Annotated in this window: 19 protein-coding genes and 1 tRNA gene; 5 read left to right on the top strand and 15 right to left on the bottom strand. The window is 61.3% G+C overall.

All coding sequences use genetic code 11. From position 1 onward, the window contains the following. Positions 1-3,477, bottom strand: coding sequence for an AsmA-like C-terminal domain-containing protein (locus BGO80_RS19295; protein ID WP_286722979.1), 3,477 nt, complete (start codon positions 3,475-3,477; stop codon positions 1-3). 141 nt (positions 3,478-3,618) lie between these two features. On the opposite strand from BGO80_RS19295, the gene BGO80_RS19290 reads away from it, so the two are divergent. Further along, a complete protein-coding gene (locus BGO80_RS19290; protein ID WP_286722976.1) occupies positions 3,619-4,128 on the top strand; it encodes a peroxiredoxin in 510 nt (169 codons plus the stop codon). A 72-nt stretch (positions 4,129-4,200) separates the two neighbouring features. After that, entirely contained in the window at positions 4,201-5,340 is a 1,140-nt protein-coding gene (locus BGO80_RS19285) for a M23 family metallopeptidase (protein ID WP_286722975.1), read from the top strand. A gap of 65 nt (positions 5,341-5,405) precedes the next feature. Here the strand turns inward: BGO80_RS19285 and prfB are convergent. Together prfB and BGO80_RS19275 are read right to left on the bottom strand one after the other, a co-directional pair. After that, positions 5,406-6,534 (bottom strand): peptide chain release factor 2 gene (gene prfB, locus BGO80_RS19280; protein WP_286722974.1). Its coding sequence is split into 2 segments (ribosomal slippage): positions 5,406-6,464 and positions 6,466-6,534, totalling 1,128 coding nucleotides; the frame shifts between segments, so codons are not numbered across the junction. A gap of 49 nt (positions 6,535-6,583) precedes the next feature. Next, the gene (locus BGO80_RS19275; protein WP_286722973.1) at positions 6,584-7,123 is read right to left on the bottom strand and encodes a peptide deformylase; all 540 of its coding nucleotides are present in this window, start codon (positions 7,121-7,123) and stop codon (positions 6,584-6,586) included. Positions 7,124-7,199: 76 nt separating this feature from the next. On the opposite strand from BGO80_RS19275, the gene BGO80_RS19270 reads away from it, so the two are divergent. After that, positions 7,200-7,276 (top strand) — tRNA-Arg (locus BGO80_RS19270). A gap of 133 nt (positions 7,277-7,409) precedes the next feature. On the opposite strand, the gene BGO80_RS19265 is transcribed toward BGO80_RS19270, so the two are convergent. From BGO80_RS19265 to BGO80_RS19255, 3 genes are all read right to left on the bottom strand, one after another. Further along, positions 7,410-8,279, bottom strand: coding sequence for an inositol monophosphatase family protein (locus tag BGO80_RS19265; protein WP_286722972.1), 870 nt, complete (start codon positions 8,277-8,279; stop codon positions 7,410-7,412). A gap of 75 nt (positions 8,280-8,354) precedes the next feature. Then, positions 8,355-9,410: an ABC transporter substrate-binding protein gene (locus tag BGO80_RS19260; protein WP_286723100.1), complete on the bottom strand. Its 1,056-nt coding sequence runs from the start codon at positions 9,408-9,410 to the stop codon at positions 8,355-8,357. A 316-nt stretch (positions 9,411-9,726) separates the two neighbouring features. Continuing rightward, on the bottom strand, positions 9,727-11,337 hold the full coding sequence (locus BGO80_RS19255) for a Na/Pi cotransporter family protein (RefSeq protein ID WP_286723098.1): 1,611 nt from the start codon (positions 11,335-11,337) through the stop codon (positions 9,727-9,729). Between the two features lie 283 nt (positions 11,338-11,620). Here BGO80_RS19255 and BGO80_RS19250 point away from each other — a divergent pair, with 283 nt between their 5' ends. After that, entirely contained in the window at positions 11,621-12,637 is a 1,017-nt protein-coding gene (locus tag BGO80_RS19250; protein WP_126151503.1) for a LacI family DNA-binding transcriptional regulator, read from the top strand. A 6-nt stretch (positions 12,638-12,643) separates the two neighbouring features. On the opposite strand, the gene BGO80_RS19245 is transcribed toward BGO80_RS19250, so the two are convergent. The 7 genes from BGO80_RS19245 to BGO80_RS19215 all read right to left on the bottom strand — a co-directional run bounded on the left by BGO80_RS19245 (position 12,644) and on the right by BGO80_RS19215 (position 21,187). Beyond that, entirely contained in the window at positions 12,644-14,257 is a 1,614-nt protein-coding gene (locus tag BGO80_RS19245) for a metallophosphoesterase family protein (RefSeq protein WP_286722971.1), read from the bottom strand. Next, a complete protein-coding gene (locus tag BGO80_RS19240) occupies positions 14,254-14,901 on the bottom strand; it encodes a dual specificity protein phosphatase family protein (RefSeq protein ID WP_126151505.1) in 648 nt (215 codons plus the stop codon). Before BGO80_RS19240 ends, BGO80_RS19245 begins: the two co-directional genes overlap by 4 nt. Then, the gene (locus BGO80_RS19235; RefSeq protein WP_286722970.1) at positions 14,898-15,743 is read right to left on the bottom strand and encodes an inositol monophosphatase family protein; all 846 of its coding nucleotides are present in this window, start codon (positions 15,741-15,743) and stop codon (positions 14,898-14,900) included. The genes BGO80_RS19240 and BGO80_RS19235 overlap by 4 nt, the downstream gene beginning before the upstream one ends. 167 nt (positions 15,744-15,910) lie before the next feature. Beyond that, entirely contained in the window at positions 15,911-17,017 is a 1,107-nt protein-coding gene (locus BGO80_RS19230) for an ABC transporter substrate-binding protein (RefSeq protein ID WP_286722969.1), read from the bottom strand. A 65-nt stretch (positions 17,018-17,082) separates the two neighbouring features. Then, the gene (locus BGO80_RS19225) at positions 17,083-18,180 is read right to left on the bottom strand and encodes an ABC transporter substrate-binding protein (protein ID WP_126151508.1); all 1,098 of its coding nucleotides are present in this window, start codon (positions 18,178-18,180) and stop codon (positions 17,083-17,085) included. Between the two features lie 35 nt (positions 18,181-18,215). Then, positions 18,216-19,364, bottom strand: a complete 1,149-nt coding sequence (locus tag BGO80_RS19220) for an ABC transporter ATP-binding protein (RefSeq protein ID WP_126151509.1) — start codon at positions 19,362-19,364, stop codon at positions 18,216-18,218. Continuing rightward, on the bottom strand, positions 19,364-21,187 hold the full coding sequence (locus BGO80_RS19215; protein WP_286722966.1) for an ABC transporter permease: 1,824 nt from the start codon (positions 21,185-21,187) through the stop codon (positions 19,364-19,366). Before BGO80_RS19215 ends, BGO80_RS19220 begins: the two co-directional genes overlap by 1 nt. Before the next feature lie 374 nt (positions 21,188-21,561). Here BGO80_RS19215 and mazG point away from each other — a divergent pair, with 374 nt between their 5' ends. Further along, positions 21,562-22,371, top strand: a complete 810-nt coding sequence (gene mazG / locus BGO80_RS19210; RefSeq protein WP_286722965.1) for a nucleoside triphosphate pyrophosphohydrolase — start codon at positions 21,562-21,564, stop codon at positions 22,369-22,371. A 56-nt stretch (positions 22,372-22,427) separates the two neighbouring features. On the opposite strand, the gene hflX is transcribed toward mazG, so the two are convergent. After that, entirely contained in the window at positions 22,428-23,795 is a 1,368-nt protein-coding gene (hflX, locus tag BGO80_RS19205; RefSeq protein ID WP_126151512.1) for a GTPase HflX, read from the bottom strand. An 8-nt stretch (positions 23,796-23,803) separates the two neighbouring features. Beyond that, positions 23,804-24,055 (bottom strand): RNA chaperone Hfq, encoded by a 252-nt coding sequence (hfq, locus tag BGO80_RS19200; protein WP_126151513.1) that lies wholly within the window; start codon positions 24,053-24,055, stop codon positions 23,804-23,806. Between the last annotated feature and the right edge of the window lie 10 nt (positions 24,056-24,065).

Genomic DNA, 24,065 nt, shown 5'->3' with positions numbered 1-24,065 from the left:
TTATCGTGGCAATTCACGCGAGCGGAATTCAAAGAGCTCGCGGAACGCTCCTGGCACGAGAGCCGACAGCGGATTGATGCGGAATTGCGGGTTGTCGAGGGGCCCTTGCACGGCAAACGTCACTCCAAGCAGGCCCTCGCCGGCACGACCACCGAGCAGCGGACCGAGCAGCGGAATTTGCTGGAAGGCGTTGTTGAGGCCGTAGAGCGGCACATAGGTGCCCGCCAGATCATATTGGCGGCGATCGGTGTAGATGAAGCCACGCATGGTGCCGCCCACGGTATCACCCGACAGCAGCGCATTGGTCACCTCAACCCGGTCCTTGCGGCGCAGGAAATCGACTTGCGCGGCATCGAAGTCGAGGCGATTACTGGCCGAGATTGCCGCGCGAGAATCGGAGTGGTTGCCGAGGACCTGAACCACGTTCTTTTCATCGACGATGGCAAAATCACGCATGACCAGTTGGCCCGCTTCAACATCCTGGGTGCGATCTGTGGTGAGCACGAGGCTGCCCGAGCCGCCGGCCAGCTGCGAATAGACCCCGAGCAGGCGCAGGATGGTTCCGGCGTCGTTGAAGGCGACGCTCATGGTGCGGCCATTTGGCGCCGGGTTCGTGGTGACGGAGACGGCATTGCCCTCGCCGAACTGGGCCGTTAGTGCAGCGCGGCGCAGGTCCGACCCAGCAAGAAGCAGGTTGAGGTCGACATTGAAGGCGGTGGTTGCGTAGTAGCCAACGGCCCGGTCCAGTTTGACATCGAGGGCAATGGTCTGGGTGAACTGCGTCGACTGCACGCCGCCGCTACCCTGCCCGAGACTGAAGAATTGGCTCAACATCGGCTTAAGATCGAGCTGTTGGCCACGAATGCGCACCTGATAGCCGCCCTCGATGGGTGCGACTGCGACCTGGGCACGATCTCCAGTGCTGAGGGCAAAGGTCGAGAAATCGGCTGAGACCAGCCCCTTGGTCGCGTGGTATTCAAGCCCGCCGGCCAGCGACACGGTGCCAAAGGACAAAGCGATGTCTTCGAGCTTTGTGGTATCGCCTTCGGGCTTGATGGTCGCCGTGAGGCTGCCGGGCGTGCCCACGGCTTTGTTGATACCCAAATCCTTGATGGCAAGACCGGCATCGCGCAGATCGACCAGCATGCTGAGGGCGCCATTGGCCATGGGTTGCGCGACGAAGCGCACCCGGCCGCTGGCGAACTGGGAAACATCGAAGCCCAATGCCGCAAGGTCGGCAACGGCCACGGTCGAGCCCAGACGGAAGACCGGTTCAGTGGTCGGTGTGCCTTCGATGGAGAGATCTGCCCTCATGCCGTCGATCTCGGCACTTCCACCCAACTGATAGCCATCCTGCGAGGCGGAGAATGCCAATTGGCCATTGCCGATCTTGCGGCCCTCAATGGGCTGGGTACTGGCGAAATCATTGACGCTGCCATTGATGACATAGTCGAGGTCCATGGCGCGGCCGGTTTTCTCGTCGGCCAATACGATGGTGGCGACGAGACCGAGATCGACCGAGCCTTCGAGTGCTGCAAGATCAACCGGCAGTTCGGCATTTGCCAAGGCATCCGGCTGTTGCTCTTTGATCAGGTCCAAGAGCGCGGGAATGGGTGCGGATAGATCGCCCGAGATTTCGACGATGCGTTCGTCGGGATTGGCATTGTCCATCACCAAAGCAGGATTGCGGACGGTGATGGCGCCGTCGGCCGTGTCAATCACGCCGCCGCCACCGGCAATGGTCACATTGGCGTCGTCGACCACGAGGCGCGTTTCGCCGTCGATGACAATCGGGGCCATGGTTTCGGTGGCTTTGATGGCGACGTTTTCGCCGACGATCTCCACATGCATACCGCCCTTGGGGATGGGCTTGTCCTCACCTTCAAGGGCCATGGAGCCAACAGGGAATCGGAACTGCATGCGCGACGTCTTGACCACGCCCTCGGTAACGTTGGCAACAAACCAGTCGCGGCTTTCCTTGCCCATCACATAAGGCCAGAGCCGTTTGAGATCGTCAGCACTTACCCCCTGCCCGGCTACCTCCATCTTGACGCCCAGCCCCGCCAGCAACATGTCGATGCGGCCAGTGGTTTCGACAACCGCATCGCCTTTTCGGGCCACGAATCTGTCGATGCCGAGGGCGCCATATAAGGGGGCTGACCAACCAGAAAAATCCATGGAGTCAAATGGTTGGGCTGGCGCGTTCATGTCGTTTGGATGGATGATAACGTCTCGCGCGTTAAGAGCAATGCCAATGGTCGGCCCATAAGTGCGATCCAGCCCCAAGGCAAATGTGCCGGAAATTCGGGCCGAGCTCTGCCCGATCTGCAAGGCGCCTTCGGCGAGCTTGAACTGGCCTTCGGCGGGCAGCCAGTTGATTTCGAGGATGGAACTGGCGACCGGGAAATAATCTTGACCGATCCGCAGGTCCAACCCTGTCAGATCAACCTTCATGGTCCCATCCACCAGCTTGCCACCGGCTGGACTGAAGGCCACGTCCAGCGAAACAGCCCCCGCACCCCGCATCGCCGCCATGCTTTCGGCATCGTCTATGAAAGGCAGGAAGGCCGCGAAATCGAGATTGGTAATATCGACCTGGAGGCGAGACGTGCCGTCATCGGCAACGCCACGATCTATAGTGCCATAGACGGTGCGACCACCGATCAACGCGCCGAACTCGCCGTGAATAGCTTTGGCCCCCGTAGCCGGGCCAATCTCGAGCGAGACATTTTCGAAGCGTCGATGCAGACTATAGACCGTGTCCGACATGTCGATGATGCCGCCTCGGACCATGAGACGCGAGAACTTGCCCTGTTCGATCTGCGCGACGAGGTCGTTGATCGCCACTTCGCTGGCTTCAAGATTGTAGATCAGCCAGTCATTATCCGATCGCATGGGCACGGGTTTGCCAGGCGCCGATCCGATACCCTCCGGAGAGATGGCTATGGTGGGAAAGGCGTCCTCGCCCTCCAACACGCGGAGCGTGGGCGTGCCACCATCAGGACTATCGACCATTTCGAACGTTGAGAGGCGTGGGCCGTAGAGATCCTGAACCATCTGGATGTGCGGCTCGACCACTGTCACGGTTGCCCCGGGCTGCCCAAGCAGGGCGCGGGCCGGCGAAAAGCCGACTTCGAGCGCCGCCATGGCGACACGGGCACCGGATTTGCTGTCAGTGAGGACGACCGGTGAGAACTGAATGACTGGCCAGATGCCGCTTTCCAGCGCCAGTGCCATGTCGCCCATCTCGATGCTGGAGGTGGGCGGAATAAACCCTTGGACAAATCCGCGAACCGCCTGGCCGGTAAAGGGCAGGCGCACCGGGGTGATCAGCAGCACGACATAGAGCAGGATCAGCAGCGCGGCAGGCACGCCCAGCACCCAGACCGCAATTTTTGAAACGCGGCGCAAGGGGCGACGATTGCCGGCCTTTGGCTTGGGATTGGGCTGATCTGTTGAAATGGTCGCTTCGTTCACTTGCCGCCAGATCGAGGGTCAGCCGTTTCCCCCATCGCCCTTCAGAATCAACCGCCCATCGCGGTCCATTGCGAGATGATACCGGCTGGAATGTGGCGCCAACACCCTCTATTGCATCAGAGTGCTGCCTAGGAAAGCCTCATGACCCAGCTCAAGATCGGCGATATCGCACCAGACTTCACACTGCCGCGCGACGACGGTAGCACGGTGACCCTCAGCGCCTTGCGCGGCCAGCCGGTCGTGATCTTCTTTTATCCCGAGGACGACTCGGGCGGATGCACCGACGAGAACCGCGAATTCTCCGAACTGGCGGCAGACTTTGCCAAGCGCGATGCGGCGCTGATCGGCATTTCGCCTGATGATCTCGACAAACATCGAAAGTTCCGCGCCAAATATGGCTTGACCGTTCCGCTGGTGGCCGATCCCGAGCACAAGGCCATTGCAGGTTTCGGGCTGTGGCAGCTCAAAAAGCTCTATGGCCGGGAATTCATGGGGCTTGTTCGCACCAGTTTCATTATCGGTGCCGATGGCCGGGTTGCCGCCATCGTGCGGGCCACGCGCATCAAGGGCCACGCTGCCAAGATGCTGGAAGCGCTCGATGGCGTCCTGGCGGGCGGGGCGGGAAAAGCCCGTAAGGGCGGGTCCCCCTGACGGTTTTCGGCTTTCTTAACCATCGCCGGTTATATTTCCCTAACCATACGGGGCTGGTTTTGGGGGTGCGGCGTGTTGCAAGCGTCCGGCTATCGCAGAAGCGAGACTAAAGGCGCGGCACCTGCGCGCAAGGGGATCCATCCTGCCCTGTTCTATGGACTGTTTGCGGCGCTGCTTGGCACCAATGCGCTAACCGCAACTGGCCTCCTCATGGCGCCCGACATCGCCCGGCTGATGAGCGGGCAGAACAATCTCGTGGTCTCGGCCTACGAGGACCGGTTGGCACAAATGCGGGTCGAAATCGACCGGCTGCATTCCCGCAGCTATGCCCAGGCGGGCGATATCAACCTGCAATTGCAGGAGTTGGCGCAGCAGCAGGACGTATTGCTGGAACAGCATCAACTGGTCCGCGTCCTGGTGGAGAAAGCCGATCAGCTCGGCATTGCCGCGGTCAAGCCCGATGCATCCGTGCCGAAACCGCAGATGACCATTGGCGCCGCTGGCAATCCCGACGTGCCGGCGACGGCACAAGCCGTCGCTCAGATGATGGAAGAGACGCAGATGGCGATGACCGGCATTGCCACCGCGGCCAACCAGCGCACTGAAGGCATTTCATCAGAATTGGGCAAGCTGGGCATTCGCCTGCAGTTGCCGGCAGCTGGCCTCAACGGCGCTGGCGGCCCGCTGCTCGATGCCGTCGACGGTGCGGATGCATCGCCGATGATCGAAGACGCCAATGCGGTCATGGATGCGCTGCTACGCTACAAGGCGGCGCGCGATAGCCTTGATTCCGTGCCTGTCCATATGCCGATTGCCGGCAATTTTCGGAGAAGCTCTGGCTTCGGCAATCGGACCGATCCGTTTACCGGCGGGCGCGCCTTCCATGCCGGGCTGGACTGGGCGGCGCCTTCCGGCACCACGGTGTTGAGTGCGGCAGCGGGCGTGGTGAGTTTTGTTGGCACCAAGTCAGGCTATGGCAATGTCATCGAGGTCAGCCATGCCAACGGCTTGATGACCCGCTACGCCCATCTCAGCGCCTTTCTGACCAAGGAGGGTCAGGCAGTTCAGGCCGGCACGCCCATCGCCAAAGTCGGCTCCACGGGCCGCTCTACCGGGCCCCACCTGCATCTGGAAGTGCGCCGCGATGATCAGGCCATCGACCCCTCGCCGTTCATGGATGCCGGCAAGCGGCTGATGGCAATGGTGGACTAGGCGCGCGCCGCGTGCAGCAGCGCCGAAAGTGAAACGACCGGCGCATTGGCCGGGCGTTTGTTTTGTTAGGCTTCGTCGGAAACGACGTCGGTTGCGACACCGACTCGTTGCGCCAGAGCTGCTTCCATGAACTCGTCGATATCCCCGTCCAGAACCGCTGCCGGCTGGCTGCTTTCGACCCCGGTCCGCAGATCCTTGACCATCTGGTAGGGCTGCAGGACGTAGGAGCGGATCTGATGGCCCCAGCCGATGTCGGTTTTGCTGGCCGACTGGGCATTGGCGGCTTCTTCGCGCTTCTGCAGTTCCATTTCATAGAGCCGCGACTTCAGCATCGCCATGGCGGTGGCTCGGTTCTTGTGCTGGCTGCGCTCCTGCTGACAGGCAACGATGATGCCCGAGGGAATGTGGGTGATGCGGATCGCCGAGTCCGTGGTGTTCACATGCTGGCCACCGGCACCCGAGGAGCGATAGGTATCGACCTTCAGATCCGCATCGCGGATTTCGATGTCGATGCTGTCATCGACCACCGGATAAACCCAGCAGCTTGAAAAGCTCGTATGACGGCGAGCGGCGGAATCATATGGGCTGATGCGCACCAGCCGATGCACACCACTTTCGGTCTTGAGCCAGCCATAGGCATTGTGACCTTTGACCAGAATGGTCGCGGACTTGATGCCGGCTTCTTCGCCGTCGTGCATTTCAAGCACTTCGACTTTCATTTTCCGGCGTTCAGCCCAACGGGTGTACATGCGCAGCAGCATGTTGGCCCAGTCCTGGCTCTCCGTGCCGCCGGCACCAGAGTGGATTTCCACATAGCAGTCGTTGGAATCGACCTCGCCGGAGAGCAGCGTTTCGATCTGGGTGCGCCTGGCCACCTGCTTGAGCTCAAGCAGAGCGTTTTCGGCTTCGGTGATCACCTCGGCGTCGCCCTCGGCTTCGCCCAGTTCAATCAGCTCGATATTGTCGCGAATGCCGTTTTCGAGCTCGCGCACGGTTTTCACCGCCACGTCGAGGTCATCGCGCTCGCGCATGGTGACGCGGGCCTTCTGCGGGTCGTTCCAGAAGTCGGGAGATTCAGTTTGCGCCGTTAGCGCATCGAGACGGAGTTCAGCTGTATCCCAGTCAAAGATGCCTCCTCAGCAGGGTCAGAACCTGCTCGATTTCGGCAACGGCTTTTTCAATTTCCGCGCGCATTGCAATTCCTTTTCGTTCCGGCTCCGTTTACCGGACCGAGAGCACTGGATCAACCGCCCTGCCCGCTCAAATTCCCCAGTCGCGCGCGTTTTCCATAGCGGCGCAGTGCTGCATCGCGCTTCAGGCGTGAGAGCTTGTCTAGAAAGAAAATGCCATTCATTTGATCGATTTCGTGCTGGGCCACCCGTGACGCGAAGCCGGTCAGCGCTAGTTCTGTGCTTTCGCCATCGCCATCGCCATGGCCATTGTCATAGCGCAACCTCACCCCGGTGGGCCGCGCAACGTCCACCTCGATCCCCGGCAAGGATACCGAACCCTCTGCTCCCGAGGAATTTTCCCCATCTATGGCCACGATTTCGGGATTGAATAACAGGCGATAGTCGCGCGTTTCGAGCGGGCCGAAGCTCACAACCACCAGCGGCTCATTGCGGCCGATATGGGCGGCGGCCAGGCCATAGGCGTTAACTGACCGGGCAACGTCCAGGAGTGCCGCCCCGACGCTGCGCATTTCGTCGTCCACTGGACGAGGCATGGCCGCCTTGGCAAGAGCCGGGTGGGGATAGAGCACGATATCGGGAAGGTGTGTCATGGCACCTGGTTAAAACAGCCCTGAGCGCCGGTACAGCTTGAAAATCACCCCTGCCGCTGCTAGGTCGAACGCGGTCGGCCCCGTAGCTCAGCAGGATAGAGCGCAGGATTCCTAATCCTGAGGCCACTGGTTCGAATCCAGTCGGGGTCACCAGAGACATTGGATCGGTTTTGCTACCCCCCAAGGATGCGGGTCGTTCCGTGTAGCGCTCCCAAAATCGCTCAGCTTAGCAAATTTGTCGAGACGCTGACGAGCTGCGCGCCTTGGAAGACGGATAGCGACCGAACTAACGGCGAGCGGCTTTGCGGCTCATGTCGATGGCGTCGGCCACGCGGTCCAGGGTCGGATAGTGACCGCCCGCGCCGGTGGCCACATAGCCGGGGCATTGGTTTGCGGGAGCATCGACGCCAACTTTGCCGAGGGTGAGCGGCCTGTAGGTGCCGCCGGCATTCCTGAGGATCAGCATAGCCGCAGTGACATCCCACGGATTGACGCCAAAGCCGACTGCGGCGTCGGACCATCCGGCAGCGACATGAGCCAGCGTCAGCGCGGCACTGCCTGGACGACGCAGGGTGGAGAAGGTTTCAACCAGGGTTCCAAAACGCTCGAGGGCAGCATCCTTGCCATCGAGGCGGAAATCACGCGCCACTGGATAGCCGGTGATCAGGGTTGCGTGGCTTTCGTCGAGGGCGGCCTGCGACCGTAGCGGCCGGTCATTGAGCCAGGCGCCCTCCAGATCAGCAGAGAACAGCTGCTCCGCGATTGGATCATAGACAACGCCGGCGACGATTTCGTCATCGACCATGGCGCCGATGGAAACGCACCAGAAGGCCAGGCCGCGCGCGAAATTCGAGGTGCCGTCGATCGGATCGACATACCAATGCACCCGCCCCGTCCCGACACTGCCCCCCTCTTCGCCCAGGAGGGTGGAGTCAGGTTCGGCGGCCAGGATGTAGTCGCGAATCGCGATCTCGCTCTGCTTGTCGTGGATGGTGACGATGTCGTGGAGATCGACCTTGTAGTCCACCGCCATGGTCGAACGGAACGCGGCGCGAAGCGAAGGGCCGACAAGAAACGCAGCGTCCTTGGCAACTTGCATCAGGCGCGTGGACAATTCTGCGCGCTGGTGCGGCGAGAGATTGATAGGCAGGGTCATATTGGGTCCAGGTTAATCATCGCCAGGATGGTCGGCGGCGGTAGCGGCCCATGTTTCAGGGCCGCCAATACTTGGCTATTTGCGGTAGTTGATGGTCCAGAAATCCTGCCAGTCCTGGCGGGTCTCCCAGTCGTCTAGACCGGTCGTGGCATCGTAGGGGAAGAGTGCGTCGAGATGGTCGGCGAGCCCCGATGGCTCTTCGTCGGGGATCTTGACGTCGGAATTGGTCGAAATCTTGCCGTCGGCAACCTGAGGCGCGATGCCTTCCTCGGTCAGGATATAGTGGACGAAAAGGCGGGCAGCGTTAGGGCTGTCCGTGCCCGTCGCGATCAAGCCCAGCTTGGTATAGGTCCAGCCAGCCCATGGCGTCATCTCGGCGCAGAGGCCGAGCTTATAGTCCTTGTCGGCATTGTCGCGGAACTTGGCCGAACTCAGCATCCCGAAGAAAGGAGCCGCCTGCCCCGGAGCGCCGACCGCTTCTGACACCGGATCGTCGCCATCCACCACCAGCGGCGCATTGGCGGCGAAGGCCTTCAACCACTGTTTTGTAGCACTTTCAGAACTGGTATCGAGATCGCTACCGAACTGTTCCTTATAGGCGGTGGCCACGGCGGCATCGCCATGCATCTCCATCTGGTTGAACCAGTCGGTATAGGTGCCCTTGGTCAAAGGATCGACGAAGGCCACCTTGGCGCGCCACTCCGGCAAAGTCAGCTGCCAAATGTTGGTGACGGGGCAGCTCTCATAGACCTCGGTGTTGTAGGCCCACACATTGGCATTGGTGGAAATGGCCAGCGGGTTCTGGAAGCCCGGCGCGATCTTGTCAGCCAAATCGGCCGGCAGCCAGCTTTCGACAAAGCCATTCGGCAGCAGTTGCGCCATGGCCGCCGGTGCATCGGTGATCAGCGCCACGTCACCCTGGACATTGTTGGCCTGGCTCTCCCGGATGATCATCTCCAGCTGACTATTGGCCGAAACTTTCTGGCCCACGGCTTTGAGCCCGTACTTGGCCTCGAAATTGGCGGCCATGTCGACGATCTTGCCGGTGCTGTCATAGACGGTGATCGACGGCTCGTTCTTGGCGGCAGCGAGCAATTCGTCCACCGTTTGGGCCATTGCCGGACCGGCCATCAAGCCGGCCGCGGCAGACAGCAGCAGGGCTCGTTTGAGATTTGTGTTCACAGCTTCCTTCCTCCGAAAATCACCGCTCGCGGCGACACGCCCGGCGGTCCGTGGGTGCGCCCCATATTGTTTTCGGCCGCACCTTGCACGGCTGTTCACGATCAAAAGTTGAGCTCAACTTGCACTGCATTGCAACAGACAAATTCCAAAACTGATGGGTGGTGGAATAAAAATTCCGCTGCGATGCAGCGAACTTTTGTCTTGGCAGATGAGGCGCGTAGTTCGGCCGTGCCGGAGAGGGGTGGAGTGGTAGGGGTAGAGGCGACTAATCACCCTTGGCGCTACGCAGCCGACTTTCGTCAAGCAGGCCAATTTCCTCGAGGATAGGATAGGCTACTGACGCGAGATGTGCATTGACGCGCTTGAGGTCGCGCAGCAGGTCCAGATGAATCGAACTAGTCTCGACGCTCTCCGTCCGTCCGGCCCGCATGCGCGCCATGTGCAAGCCGGCAGACCGTGCCTCAAGCTTGCGGATTTCGATTTTCTGGGCGAGCAGTCGCTTGGCAATATCAGGATCACGCGACATAAAAATGGCCTGCGCCAGCTGCAGATTGTCCCGCGTGTACTGGAAAAATTCCGAGATTTCTGCCAGTCCCTCAGGGGACAAGGAAAGCTTCTTGCGTGCCTTTTTCGCGGCGATCTCGGCGAGGCCTCGCTTGATGATGTCGCCCACATGCTCAAGATTAATGGCGTAGGAAATCACCTCGCTGGCACGGCGGGCATCGTCTTCTTCGAGATCGAGGCGGCTGATGCGCGCGACATAGAGCTTGATGGCCTCGTGCAGCCGGTCCACCTCTTCTTCTTGGCGCGATACCAGAGCATAGGCCGCCTCGTCACCATCGCGCAGTGAGCGCTGCGTCTGATCGAGCATAGAACCGATGAGGTCGCCCATGCGCAGGGTTTCCCGCGCAGCCACGGCAATGGCCATGTCGGGTGACGACATGAGTCCCTCGTCTAGATAGGTTTGTGCTTCGCCGTCGGCGTCGGCACGCGCCGGCAGCAGGAGTTCCGCCAGCTTCGTGACCGGCCCAAGGAGAGGCAGAAAAACGAGGAGTAGAACCGCGCTGAATCCCAGATGCGCGGCGGCGACGAAGGCCGCAGGATCAGTAAACCAGCGCGACAACAGTTCGGCCAATGGCGCAGCAAAAATCAGCACCACCATGGCACCACTGCTGCGCACCAGCAGATTTGCAAGGGTCAGGCGGCGGGCCGGCAGCCCCTCGGAACGCACTGCCAGGTAAGGGGGTATGGCCCCGCCCAAATTGGCGCCAGCGACCAGCCATAGCGCCAGTTCCGGTCCGACGACGCCAGCGGCTGCCAGCATCATGACCAGAACCACGACGGCGAGCGAAGACGACGCCATGACCGCCAGCCCGGCCGAAAGAATAACGGCAAAGACCGGCGCCTCGCCCAAGGCAGCAAGGACAGTGATGAGAGTCTCGGATTCGCGCAACGGCGCGGTTACGCCCCCCAAGAGTTGCAGCGCGAGCAGCATCAGTCCAAGCCCGATAATCGCGCGCCCGAGATTGCGGTTGCGGCTTCCCTGCGAGAGATTAAACAGCATGACGCCGCAGAAGAGCAGCGCACTGCCGACCCAATGAATATCGGCCGACAGGACGAGCGCGACCACGGCGGTGCCGAAATTGGCGCCCAGCATCATGGCCTGGGCCATGCGGGGGCGAATAATGTCACGGGCAGTGAACGAGGCAATGATTACCGCTGTCGCCGTGCTTGATTGCAGGCCCAGGGTCACCAGGAACCCCCAGAACGCCGCCATGAATCGGTTGGCTGTGCTGCGTCCCAGGCGCTGGCGGAGCACTGTCCCATAGGCCCTTAGCACGCCGGTCTTGATCATGCGCAGACCCCAGAGCAGCAACGCGGCCGCGCCCAGCAGATCAACCAAACCTATGGTGGATTCCAAAACCCTACCCCTCTCCAAGCAGACGGCTTCAGCCAGAGGGGAGCATTACACGCATTGCACAGCTTTGCAACAAGCTCGCCCTGGGTTATGACAGCGGTGGCGATCAGCCGGCATAAATTGCATCGAAGCTGCGGATTTCCGAGGCTTTTGAGGCGGCGGTGCGGTGCGTCGGCAGGAAACGGTAACAGGTTTGCAGCAAAACTGTGCAACAAGCACAGCGCCCTGAGGAGGAGCACAGATGTCCAAGGTCAAGACGAAGCCGCGCAAGGCCTCTGTCAGCGCCGATAAGGTCGCCGAGCTTGCCGGCGTGTCGCGCTCTGCGGTCTCAAGAGCCTTCACAGATGGCGCGAGCGTATCGCCGGAGACGAGGGCCAAGGTGCTCGCGGCGGCCGACCAGTTGGGATATCACGTCAATCACCTTGCGCGCGGCCTGCTCTGGCATCGCACCGGAATTGTCTGCCTTATCGTGGCCGGCATGCAGGCCCCCTTCCAGGCTTCCATCGTCGAAATCATCACGCGACGGCTGCAGGCCATCGGTAAGGTGGTGATGGTGCTCAACACCTCGGGCGAAGCGGAAGGCGTTGAAGCGGCATTGCGGCAGACGCTCAACTATCGCGCCGATGCCACCGTAGTCATTTCCGGGACGCCGCCGGCATCGCTGGTCAAGACCTGTCTCGAAAACGGCCAACGCGTCATTCTCATCAACCGCGCCGACCCGATCAAAGGGCCGGAATTCATTTCGGTCGAGAATAGAACCCCGGCCCTTGAGGCCTGCCTGATGCTGAAGCGCGCCGGTTGCCGCCGCGTCGCCGTGATCAATTCCACAGCAGGCACGCCCGGCCTGGAAATGCGCGAAAAGACTTTTGTCGAGGCGGCCGCCGAGCATGGCCTGGAGGTCAGCGTCTCACGTGCCGGGCCGACCGGCTATCAGACCGGCGTGGACAGCGCGCGGCAGGTGCTGGCCACCTCGCGCCGCCCGGATGGCGTGTTTTGCGTCACCGACCTCTTGGCGCTGGGGTTCATGGATACGGCGCGGCTCGAATTCCGCATGAACATCCCCGAGGATCTCTGCGTTATAGGCTTCGACGACATCCCCGAAGCCGGATGGCTCGGTTACGAGCTCACCACGTTCCGCCAGCCGCTGTCCGAGATCGCCGACCACATCGTCGCCATCGTGGAGAAGGAAGATGCCGAGCCCGGACAGCCGGTCGTGCTGCCGACGCAGGTGGTGTGGCGCAAGACTGTGCGGCCCTGAACGCGACTAGGCTACCGCCCTGCCCTGTTCTGCACCACCCTCGATGATGTCGAGGTTCGGCATGATGGCGAAGTCGATACTCGGCTGCCGGTTCATATAGAGACCCAAAAGGTCCACGATCACCGCCATGCGAGCGGCAAGCTCAGTCTCGGGCTCGGCACGCGGACCAGACACCAGGCGCTGATAGAGCGCCACGCGCTCTGCTGCAATGTCGGGCAAGGCCAAAGCGCCTGCCTTCCGGAACCGATACCAGTCTTCCACCATGCACAACATGGAGAAGTCGTTGACGACTGGCAGGGTCACGCCGAGCAATTTCAGCAGGTCGGATACCTTGGCGCTCTGCACGAATGCCTCGAGGTCGGACGGCCATTCGCGCGGCAGATAGCGACGGCGGACAAGGTGGCAGAGATGGCGGTTGAGAAACTGACCATGGTCAACCGCCTTGCTCGCAGCGGGCGCCGCCCGATGCATATGCGCAGCTTCGGCGCGATAGGCGGCGAAGGCGATGTCATGCCCCTCGATGCGACGCAATGGAAGCGTGCGGACATGGGTCGCAGTCGGCGTCATATCGATGATTTTTAGCCCGGCTCCATAGCCAACCGGAGACGGCACGGCGATGTTGACGAAACCACCGGCGGTCGAGCGATAGCGCGCGGTGTCGTTAACGTGCAGATGGCCAGAAAAATGTAGTTTGATGCCAGTGGCCGCCAGAGCTTCAGCAACACTCGGATCCGGAATGCGCTGCGCGAGGCCGTTTGCGCCGAACACCGGAATTTCGGTCGCGGCGCTATTGCCCAAGACATCAAGCGGAGGATAGTGCGAAAAAGCGACCAGGTGCTTGCCCAGTCGACGCGCGCGTGACGCCACATCGGTGATCCAGCCCAAAAGGTGCGGGCGATGCTTTGCCACGACATCCCAGCCAAGCTTGCTGGGATCGAGAAAATGCATGGAATCAGTGAAATCGGTGGCATCGTCGCGGGGAATGCAGACATTGGCGTCGATGGAAAGCACCCAAAGGCCGTCCACCGGTTCGACCAGATAGGACGCATCAATCATATCACAGGCAGTGTGTCCGTTCGGGCTCGTTGTCCTGTAGCTGCGCGCCTGCCAGTCCGGATCGTGGCCGAACGGCGTCTCCCAGTGGCGGTCGGCCGCGTCCGGGGTAAAGCCCAGGCCGGAGAGGATTTGCAAGGCCTCGCCACTGCCCAGGGTAGCAGCTTCAGCGGAGGCCGCGCTGTCCACGGCCACACGCATACCGTCGGCGGCAAGGAACGTCTTGCGCTGCGGTCGGCCATCGATAGCAAAGAAGTCGTGATTGCCGGGGGTCATCAAAACCCTCAGGCCATGGCGCTTCCGAAACTCAGCAATGATAGAAAGCGCCTTGTCGATGTTCGGTCGCTGGCCATCATCGGTGAGGTCGCCAACCAGAACAACAATCTTGGCGCCTGCCTCGACCGCCGCTGTCAGCGCGGCACGAAACGCGGGCACACTCTCGTTGAAGATGCGGGTCGATTGCCCGGTCTCGCCGAAACTGCGGATGGCACCCGGCAGGCCTGACCCTGTGGGGACCCAATCGCAATCGTGCACATGCGGGTCGGCGATGACTGCAAAACGGATCACGCCGACGCTCCAGCGACCTTTTTCGCCTGAGCGGCCGTCCGGTCGGATTCGACGAGATGCACCCAATGGGCGGTGCGCTCGGCGGCAGCGATCAGCATTGGCTTGGGCGTTTCGTGCCACTCGTCACGACGCAGTTCGCGCTTGATGCGGACGTGGTCAATGGCGTCGACCAGCCGGGGAAACTGCTCGGGAATATGCAGGTGCAAAAACAGCGCTGCGAGGATCACCGAGCGCGACCGACCGGCCCGACAATTGACCAGGAGATTGCCCCTGGTGCGGGTGGGATAGCTCGGCCGATCCGGCAGGATCTGGTCGAGGGCACCGCGCAGCTGATAGTAGCCGGCCAGCATCATCGTGTCGGGATTGCCCGGTCCATCGACAATGCCGAGCTTGTAGTAGCGGATGGGGGCTGCACCGTAGCCAACGCGGCTATCGTGAGAGACCTCGTCGGGCTCGGCGACGTAGTTGAAGTCGAGATTCACGGCGCAATTCAGAACCGTGGAAATGCCATTCTCGAGCAACAGAGGCACATCGGAGGCGCCTTCGCGGCCGCCGACATAGAGATCGACACCGAAACCAGGCAAGTCTTCATAGACCTTGCTGATATGGGGCCGATCGTAGCGGGGGCTGGGCTTGTCGCTCATGCTGTCTTCCTTTGCTGATAGGCCGCGTCGGGCAGTAAATCGATCTCTTCGTGCAGCGGAATACCGGTGGCGCGCGACATGACTGTGGCCACGCCAGGTGCTGCAGCCAGGACCGGCGCGCCCTCGGTGAGGCCGTGTACGGCCAGGAACGGCCCGGTGACGCCGCCTGCCTCGCGCACCATGAGCAGACCCGCCAGGCAGTCCCAGGAATTCATGTGCAGTTCGGCATAGCCATCGCTGCGGCCATCGGCAACATAAGCGAGGCCGAGGGCACCACAGGAGCCACGCCGCACATTGGTACCAGCGACATAGAGCGTCTCGATGGCGGAGAGGTAATTGGCCAGGGGACGACGACCCGACCAGCCCATCTCGACGGATGAGGCAGCGATATCGTCGACGCCGGAAACATGGATCGGGCGACCGTTGAGCGTGGCCCCGCGCCCCAAGCGCGCCGCGTAGGTCTCTTCAAGCACCGGATTGACGATGCTGCCGAGCTGCACGGTGCCATTGGCAACGAAGGCGATGGCAACGCAAAAATGCGGAATCGAGCGGGCGAAGTTGGCGGTGCCATCGATGGGATCGACCACCCAGGCCTGCTGGCCCGGTACGCCGCCGCCCTCTTCACCGAGAAAACCGTCTTCGGGAAAGGCATCGGCGATGCGACGCCGCACGAACTCTTCAACCTGCCCATCCGTTTCCGTCAGGTAATCCTGCGGCCCCTTGAGACTGACCGCGGCACCGGCTTGGCGCTGGAAACCGGCCAAGGCGATAGACGCCGCCTCCCTGGTCAGCTGCGCGAGAAACGTTTCACGCCGATCGATGGCGAGCGCATCAAGTGTCATTTGGGAGATTCCTCCATTGGCCGCACCTTGCTGATTATTGCACAGCTGTGCAACCTAAATTTGCAACCGTTTCGAGACAGTGTCGTGATGGTTATGCCGTTCGCTGAGAGGTCCAATGCGGCGGGGCGTAAGCGGGCCGGGCAAAATGCCCGGCCCAACCCGGTGCATTAGCGCTTGTAGTGAATGCGCCAGAAATCCTGCCAGTCCTGACGGGTGTCCCAATCATCAAGACCGCTGGCGGCGTTGTAGGTCAGTAGTTCATTTAGATGCTCACCGATCCCGGAAGGTTCATCGCCAGGCAGGCCAACTGTGGTGTTCGACGATACCTTGCCATCCTCGGCCTGTGGGGCGATGCCTTCAGCGGTCATCACGTAGTGAATGAACAGCTTTGCGGCATTTGGGCTATCGGTGCCCTTGACGATGACGCCGACTGTGGCGTTGGCGAAGCCGATGATAGGGTTCATTCCCGAGCAGAGGCCAAGGGTGAAGCCAGCGCCCTCATTGTCACGGAATTTGGCCGCCGACACCAGACCTACAAACGGCTCGGTCTGTCCAGGTGCCGCCACAGCTTCGGCTGCTGAAGAGTCGGAATCGGTGAGCAATGGCCCGTTGGCGGCAAGCGCGGCGACAAAAGCCTCGGCGGCACTGTCGAATTCACTCTCAATCGGCTTGCCATACTGCGCCTGGTAGGCGGCAGCGATACGGTCGTCTGCATAGCTGCGCATCTGGTTGAACCAGTCAGTATAGCTGGGCTTACCGAGCGGGTCCTGCATCGACACCCTGCCCTTCCATTCGGGCTCGGTCAGTTGCCAGATATTTGTCACTGGGCAAGTATCGAACAGCGCGGTATTGTAGGTAAAGATGTTCGGGCTCGAGACCACCAGCAAGGGATTGCGCGCCTCGGGTTTGATATCGGCCTCGAGGTCGGGGGGCACCCAGCTCTCGACAAACCCGGCGGGCAGCAACTGGCCGATCACGGCCGCAGGATCGGCAATGAGCGACACGTCGGTCTGCACATTGCCAGACTGAACTTCGCGAATGATGGTCTCCATCTGCGCGGTGGCCTTGGACTTGGTGCCAATCGCCTCGATGCCATACTTGGCGCTGAACCCCTCGGCGATGTCGACAATCTTGCCGGTGCTGTCGAACACGGTCAGCGGCGGCTCCGCACGGGCGGCCTCGATCAGGGCATCGAGGTCAAAATCCTGCGCGATCGCGCCTGATGTCAAAAGCAGCGCCAGTCCAGTGGCAGTAGCAAAGCTGCGTCGTTTCATGATTTCTCCTCCAGGAAATCGCCGCGCCACCCAACTCCTCCTCGGGTGGCGTGGATACACATTGGTTAGCGGGTCAGGCTGGTGCGCCAGATGTCCTGCCAATCCTGGCGGGCGTCGATATCGGAAACCGCTGACCCGGTGTCCCAAACCATCAACTGATCCATGACCGCGGCCACGCCTGAGGCTTCGTCTGCTGGCAGGCCAATACGCGGATCGGACGGAACCTTGCCGTCAACGCGTTGCGGGGCGATACCCTCTTCGGTGAGCAGGTAATGGATAAAAAGCTTTGCTGTGTTCGGCGACGGCGTCTCGCTGGCGATGACGCCCAGGCCGGGATAGAGCCAGCCGGAAAAGGGCTGCATGTCGTTGCAGATAGCGAGCTTGAAACCCTTGCTTTCATTGTCACGGAATTTCGCCGTCGATAGCATGCCGAAGAATGGTTCGGCCTGGCCGGGGGCGCCGATCGCCTCGGCAACGACGCTGCTGTCACCCACGAGCGGACTATTGCTGGCAAAGGCCTTTACCCAGGCTTCGGTCGCGGTGCCTTCGACACCCTCGAACGCCTTGCCGTAATGGGCCTCATAGGCGGCGGCCATAGCACCGTCATGATGGTCGGCCAGCTGGTTGAACCAATCGGCATAAGCAGGCTTGTCGAGCGGATCCATGACGGTGACCCGGCGCGACCAGTCGGCGTCGGTCAGCTGCCAGATATTGGTGATCGGGCAGCTCTCATAGGCCTCGCTGTTATAGGCCCAGACATGAGGATCGTTGACCACCACGAGCGGATTGCGCGCAGATTCGGGCAGATGCGGCGCGATATCTTCGGGCGCCCAGCTTTCCACCAGGCCCTGCCCGATGAGATCGGCAATGATCACCGAGGCATCCGACGCCAGCGACACCGAACCGGTGACGTTGCCGGACTGGTGTTCGCGGATAAGCAGGTCGATCTGGCCGGATTCATTGACCTTCTTGCCTGTGACCTCCAGGCCGTATTTGGCACTGAATGCTTCGGCCGTTTCCACGATCTTGCCGGTGACGGCATAGACAGTGGTCGGCGGTTCGCCCTTGGCGGCGGCGATCAGGTCATCGAGTTCGCTGGCCTGAGCGGCAAGCGAGAGCATGGAGACCGTCAGCGCCAGTCCGAATGCGGATAGTCTAGTCATGAATTCCCTCCCGGAATTGAAATCTTGCTGTGTGGTCAGGCGCCTTTGACGGCGGCCACGCCGCTGGCCGCGCGTTGCAGCGCGGCGTCGGCTTCTTCGAGCCGATTGCGGGCTTTGTCGAAGACATGCAGCGCTGTGGGCCGAGCATGCAGCCAGACAGTCTCGCCGCCCCGTAGCGTCGGTGCTTCGGTCGTCGTTGCGAAAACGATGCGCCCATCGACCTTGAGCTCGATGATCCAACTGCCACCAGTGGGCAGGATGCCGCCGATTTCAGCGCGATGACGGAAGCTGCCCGAGGGCACCGCTGCCTCGCTGGTGGTGAAGGACAGTGCTTCGGGGCGTATGCCAACAGAGCCGACTTCGCCGCGCGTGCCCAGCCGCGGACGCAGCCATTCATTGACCGCGAGATCGAGCGCATGACCGGCACCGATCTCAAGAATATTGATCGGTGGGCTACCAACGAATTCGGCGACAAAACGGTTGGCCGGACGATCATAGATGTCGTTGGGGGTGCCAAGTTGCTGCAGCGTCCCCTCATTCATGACCGCAATCGACGTCGCCAGGGTCATGGCTTCCCACTGATCGTGGGTGACGAAAACGATGGTGGTGCGGAATTCGGCGTGGATACGCTTGAGTTCGGCACGCATCTCGAGACGCAGCCGCGCATCGAGATTGGAGAGTGGCTCGTCGAGCAGCAGGACGCCGGGATTGACCGCCAGCATGCGGGCAAGGGCAACACGCTGCTGCTGCCCGCCGGACAGCTGGGACGGATAGCGGGTGCGGTATTTTTCGATGTCGAGCGCCTTCATGACCTTGGTCACGCGCTCTTCCCGCTCGGCCTTGGGCACCTTGCGCAAACGCAGTCCGAAATCGGTATTGCGTTCGATGGTGAGGTGGGGCCAAAGCGCATAGGACTGGAACACCAATCCCATGCCGCGCTTTTCCGGCCCGATGAACTGGGCCCGCGCGGGACTGTCCACCACCTTGTCGCCAACGACGATTTCCCCGTCACTGAGATTTTCGAGACCGGCAATCATGCGAAGCGTGGTGGTCTTGCCGCAGCCCGACGGGCCGAGCAGGCACATGAACTCGCCATTGCCGATATGAAGGTCCAGATCGCTCACCGCCTTTGGGGAATTGGCGCTGTAGGATTTTTGCACGTTGCGCAGGATGATATCGGGCATCAGTTGCCTAGTCCTTCGGCCAGGTTGGTACGGGTCAGCTTCTGGGCCAGCACGGTGCCGCCATAAGCCAAGCCGGCGATGATGAGGACAACCGCATTGGCGGCCTGGGTATAGTTGTAGTCGACGAGGCGCAGGGAGAAGGTGGTCAGCACATCGGTGGCGGGCACGGCCAGAACCACGAAAAGTGACAGTCCTTTGATGCCGGAGATGAACGGCAACAGGATACCGGTGACCAGCGAACCCTTCTGGATCGGAATGACCACCGAGATCATGCGGCGGAACCAGCCGGCACCGACGATCTGTGCCGCCTCTTCTGGATCCTTGCCCAGTTGCATCATGGCCGAAATACCGGCACGGGAAGCATAGGGCATCTGGTCGGCCATCAGCGCCAGGATCAGGATCATGGACGTGCCATAGAGCGCGGGAATGGGACCACGCGGCACGGCGAAGAGCGAGAGATAGGCGGCGGCGAAAGCGATGCCGGGGACGAGGTACGGCATGAAGGTGACTTGCCGCATGAAGAAGGAGAGCGGCCGGACATTGGAACGCACCACCACATAGCCGGTGAGGATGCCCAGAATGCCCGAGCAGACCGATGCGGTGCCGACGATGGTTATGGTGTTGAGTGCGGCCTGCCAGAGATCGGGGCTGAGCAGGATGCCGGTGCGCATGGCAACGGTCGGCAGGTCCTGACCGATCCAGTAGTCGAGCGTGAAATTGGACCAGTCGAAATTGCCTGGACGACGCATGATGGTGGACAGCGCCAAAGTGAGCAGCGGCAGGCCAACCGAGATCATGAACATCACCGCGGCAAAGCCGGACGCGGGAAAGCGCCACTTCTTCAACCGCGAGGTGCGGTTCATCGAGCCCTTGGAGCCGACCGTGACGAAGCGACGCGCTTCGCGTGCCAGATAGCCATCCACCAGGATCGCCAGGATACCAATGAGCATGATGGCGCCGGCCAGCACGCCCGCAACGCCGGTCTGGCGCGAACTGATCGAGCGATAGAGCGAGGTTGCGAGCACGTCGAACTTCACCGGCAGGCCCAGCACATAAGGCACGCCGAATTCGCCAAGGCATTTTGCGAAAATCAGCACTACGGCCGACATCAGCGCCGGACGCATCAGCGGCATGATCACCTGCCAAGCCACGGTCCGACCGGATGCCCCAAGGATGCGCGCAGAGTCCTCGAGCTGGCTATCGAAGCGGCGCAGGGCCGAGCCGAACAACAGGATGACGAAGGGTGTGTAGTGCAGCGCCAGGATGATGGTGATCGGCACCTGCCCATAGGCGAGCCAATCCGGCGGCGTCAGGCCGACAGCTTCAAGCCAGCCCGGTTGGCCACCGACGGTGCGGTTCTTGAAAAGTGTAGTCCAGGCAAGGGCGAAGGTCCAGGCTGGCAGCATATAGGGAACGATCAACGCGGTGGCGAACCAGCGGCGGCCGAACATATCGGTGCGCGCAATCAGCCAGGCCAGGACGCCGCCGACGGTCACCGAGAGGATGATGGCGCCAAAGCCCACTTTGAGAGTGTTGAGCAGCGGCGTCCAGAAGAGATCATGCGCCACCGGAGAGGTGAAGGCGCGCTGCAGATAGTAGAGCGTGTGGGTGCCCACGGGCGACTGACTGCGCCGTTCGTCGCCAAACTGGACCGTCACCGCGTCCGAGAGGATCGAGATGATCGGCACGGCAATGAGATAGAGAAACAGTGCGGCCATCACCAGGCCGATCAGCGTCGCGGGCTCGCGCATCGCCAGTTTGAGCCGGTAGCGCCAACGACTTCCCGGTGCAGCCGGGGCCGCGGCCACGTCAATTTGCGTCATGAACTCCCCCAAAACGGCACAATGGAGCGGCGGGCAACCGCAACGCAAAGCCGTGCAATGGTTGTCTCCTCCCGAGCGCCAGCATGGCACTGCGGAAAATCGTGGCGCGTCTTGCAGTTTCTGCTTGTTCGTACGCCACTCTTCGATACGGATCATTCCGCAGCCTTGCCGGACTGTCAATACACAATTGCACAGCTTTGCAATGCTGTCTCAGTACTGCGAATGAGCCATGGAAGGACAAGGAAAATGCGCTGAACAGAGCCGCTCGCAGGCTGAAGGCATTGCTGCGTGAATAGGGATTGGGCATCAAGGATCGGTTTGACTATAGCTAAGACAGCATCGTCCGCACGTGATCGATTCCCAGGATTTCTCCCATGCAGCCCTCCCGCGACATCTCCCGACTCATCGAAATCATGGCGGCGCTGCGAGACCCCCAATCGGGTTGCCCCTGGGATCTTGAGCAAGATTTCCGCAGCATCCGCCACTACACGATCGAAGAAGCCTATGAGGTCGCCGATGCGATCGAGCGTGAGGACTTTTCTGATCTGCGCGAGGAGCTTGGAGACCTGCTGCTACAACCGATCTATCACGCCCAGATGGCGCAAGAAGCTGGCCATTTCGACATCGGTGATGTCGTCTATGCCGTCACCGAGAAGCTGATCCGCCGGCACCCACACGTTTTTGGCGACGTGACTGCCGATGGCGCTACCGATGCGCAGAATCGTTGGGAAGCGATCAAGGCCCGGGAACGTGCGGCCAAGGCGGATCGCCGGGGCGAGACTGAACCATCACTGCTCGATGATGTTCCGCAGGTGCTGCCGGCGCTGGCCAGAGCCGAAAAACTGACCAAGCGTGCGGCCAAGGTTGGTTTTGACTGGCCCGATTTTACCGCGGTAAAAGCCAAGGTCGAGGAAGAGCTCCAGGAAGTGGCGGAGGCGCAGGTATCGGGAGACAGCGCCGCGACGCATGAAGAAATCGGCGATCTGCTATTTGCGGTCGCCAACCTGGCGCGACATGCCGGGGTCGATGCCGAAGCCGCACTGCGCGATGCCAACAGCAAGTTCACGCGTCGCTTCCACTACGTAGAAGCCCGTTGCCGCGAGGACGGGATTGCGCCGACCGAAGCGGGACTTGAGCGGATGGACGGCTACTGGAACGAGATCCGAAAGGCGGACAAGGCTTAGCGCCAGCTGAGATCGCTGGGGGGGGCGAGCTTTGGCGGCCCGCCCACCGGTCTGTCCTAGAGATCTGAAATGGCGATGCGGCCGTTGAAGCGCTCAAGGAATGCAGCGCGGTGCCTTGTGTCCACACGCACCACGTAGTCGGACCCGAGCTCGGTAGGCTCGTTGCGGCCGATGATCTCTGCATGGCTGTGCAGCCAACCAATGTCACTGCCGGCGCTGTGCGGGACATGAACGTGGTAGGTCCGGCTCTTGTCGCCAAATGCGGACTCGATGGCCAGCTTGAGCGCGTCGAGCCCCTGCCCCGTCTTGGCCGAAACCGGCACGGTGGCTGCCACCTTGCCGGCTGGCGACACCGATGCGAGCGCAGTTTCGGGATCCGGGAGGCGATCGATTTTGTTCCAGACCTCGATAACAGGCGTCGTCTCGGGGTTAACGCCGAGCTCGGCCAGCACAGTCAGTACGTCCTGGGCCTGGGCGGAGTGGTCAGGATTGGCGATGTCACGTGCATGCAGGATGACGTCGGCATCGACGACCTCCTCCAGCGTGGCCCGAAAGGCAGCGACCAAGTCGTGCGGCAGGTCTGCGACGAAGCCTACCGTATCGCTGAGCATGACCTCACGTCCATGCGGCAATTCGAGCTTGCGGATCGTGGTGTCGAGGGTCGCGAACAGCAGGTCCTCGGCAAAGACGCCAGCGCCGGTCAATATATTGAAAAGGCTGGATTTCCCGGCATTGGTGTAGCCGACCAATGCCACGATCGGATAAGGCGCCTTGTTGCGCTTCTGCCGCTGTTGGGCGCGGGTCTTCTTGACCTTTTCCAGGCGGTCTTCAAGCAACACGATGCGCTCGGTGATCTGGCGACGGTCGCTTTCGATCTGGGTTTCGCCCGGACCGCCCATAAAGCCCATGCCACCGCTGCCGCGCTGCCGCTCAAGGTGGGTCCAGGAGCGCACGAGCCGGCTCTTTTGATAGTTGAGATGGGCAAGCTCGACCTGCAACACGCCTTCACGGGTGGCAGCACGCTCGCCGAAAATTTCGAGGATCAGCGCCGTGCGGTCCAACACCTTGGTGCCGGCCTCGCGCTCGAGATTGCGCTGCTGGATGGGCGTCAGCGCGGCATCGACGAGGAGCAGATCAATCTCGTCCTCTTTGACACGCTTGGCCAAGGATTCCACATTGCCGCCACCGATAAAGGTAGCGGGCCGGATCTCTCGGACCTTGACGACTTCGGAGAAAACGATGTCGAGCCGAATAGCGCCTGCAAGGCCCTCGAACTCGGCCTTGCGCGCCTCAATGCTATGCAAAGACATATGGCCGCGCACGTCGGGGCAAATCAGCCCCGCTCGCGTCGGCTTTTCCTGGCGGTCGATGAACTTTTCGCGCCCACCGCCGGAGCCGCCGTCCTCGTCGTCAAAGTCGTCCATATGGCCCGTCAGTCGCGATCGACGTTCTGCTCAGGATCGAACAGCTGGATCGGCGCGCCCGGCATGATGGTCGAAATAGCATGCTTGTATACGAGCTGCGACTGCGCATCGCGGCGCAGCAGCAGACAGAAATTGTCGAACCAAGTGATCACACCCTGCAGCTTGACACCGTTAACGAGGAAAATCGTCACCGGCACTTTCTGCTTGCGGACGTGATTAAGGAAGGCATCTTGCAGGTTTTGCTGCTTTTCGCTGGGCATTCAGGCCTCT

The organism is Devosia sp. 63-57, from assembly GCF_001899045.1.
Lineage (GTDB): Bacteria > Pseudomonadota > Alphaproteobacteria > Rhizobiales > Devosiaceae > Devosia > Devosia equisanguinis.
The sequence above is the reverse complement of the archived record's forward strand: the minus strand, read 5'-3'. Positions and strand labels throughout refer to the sequence as shown.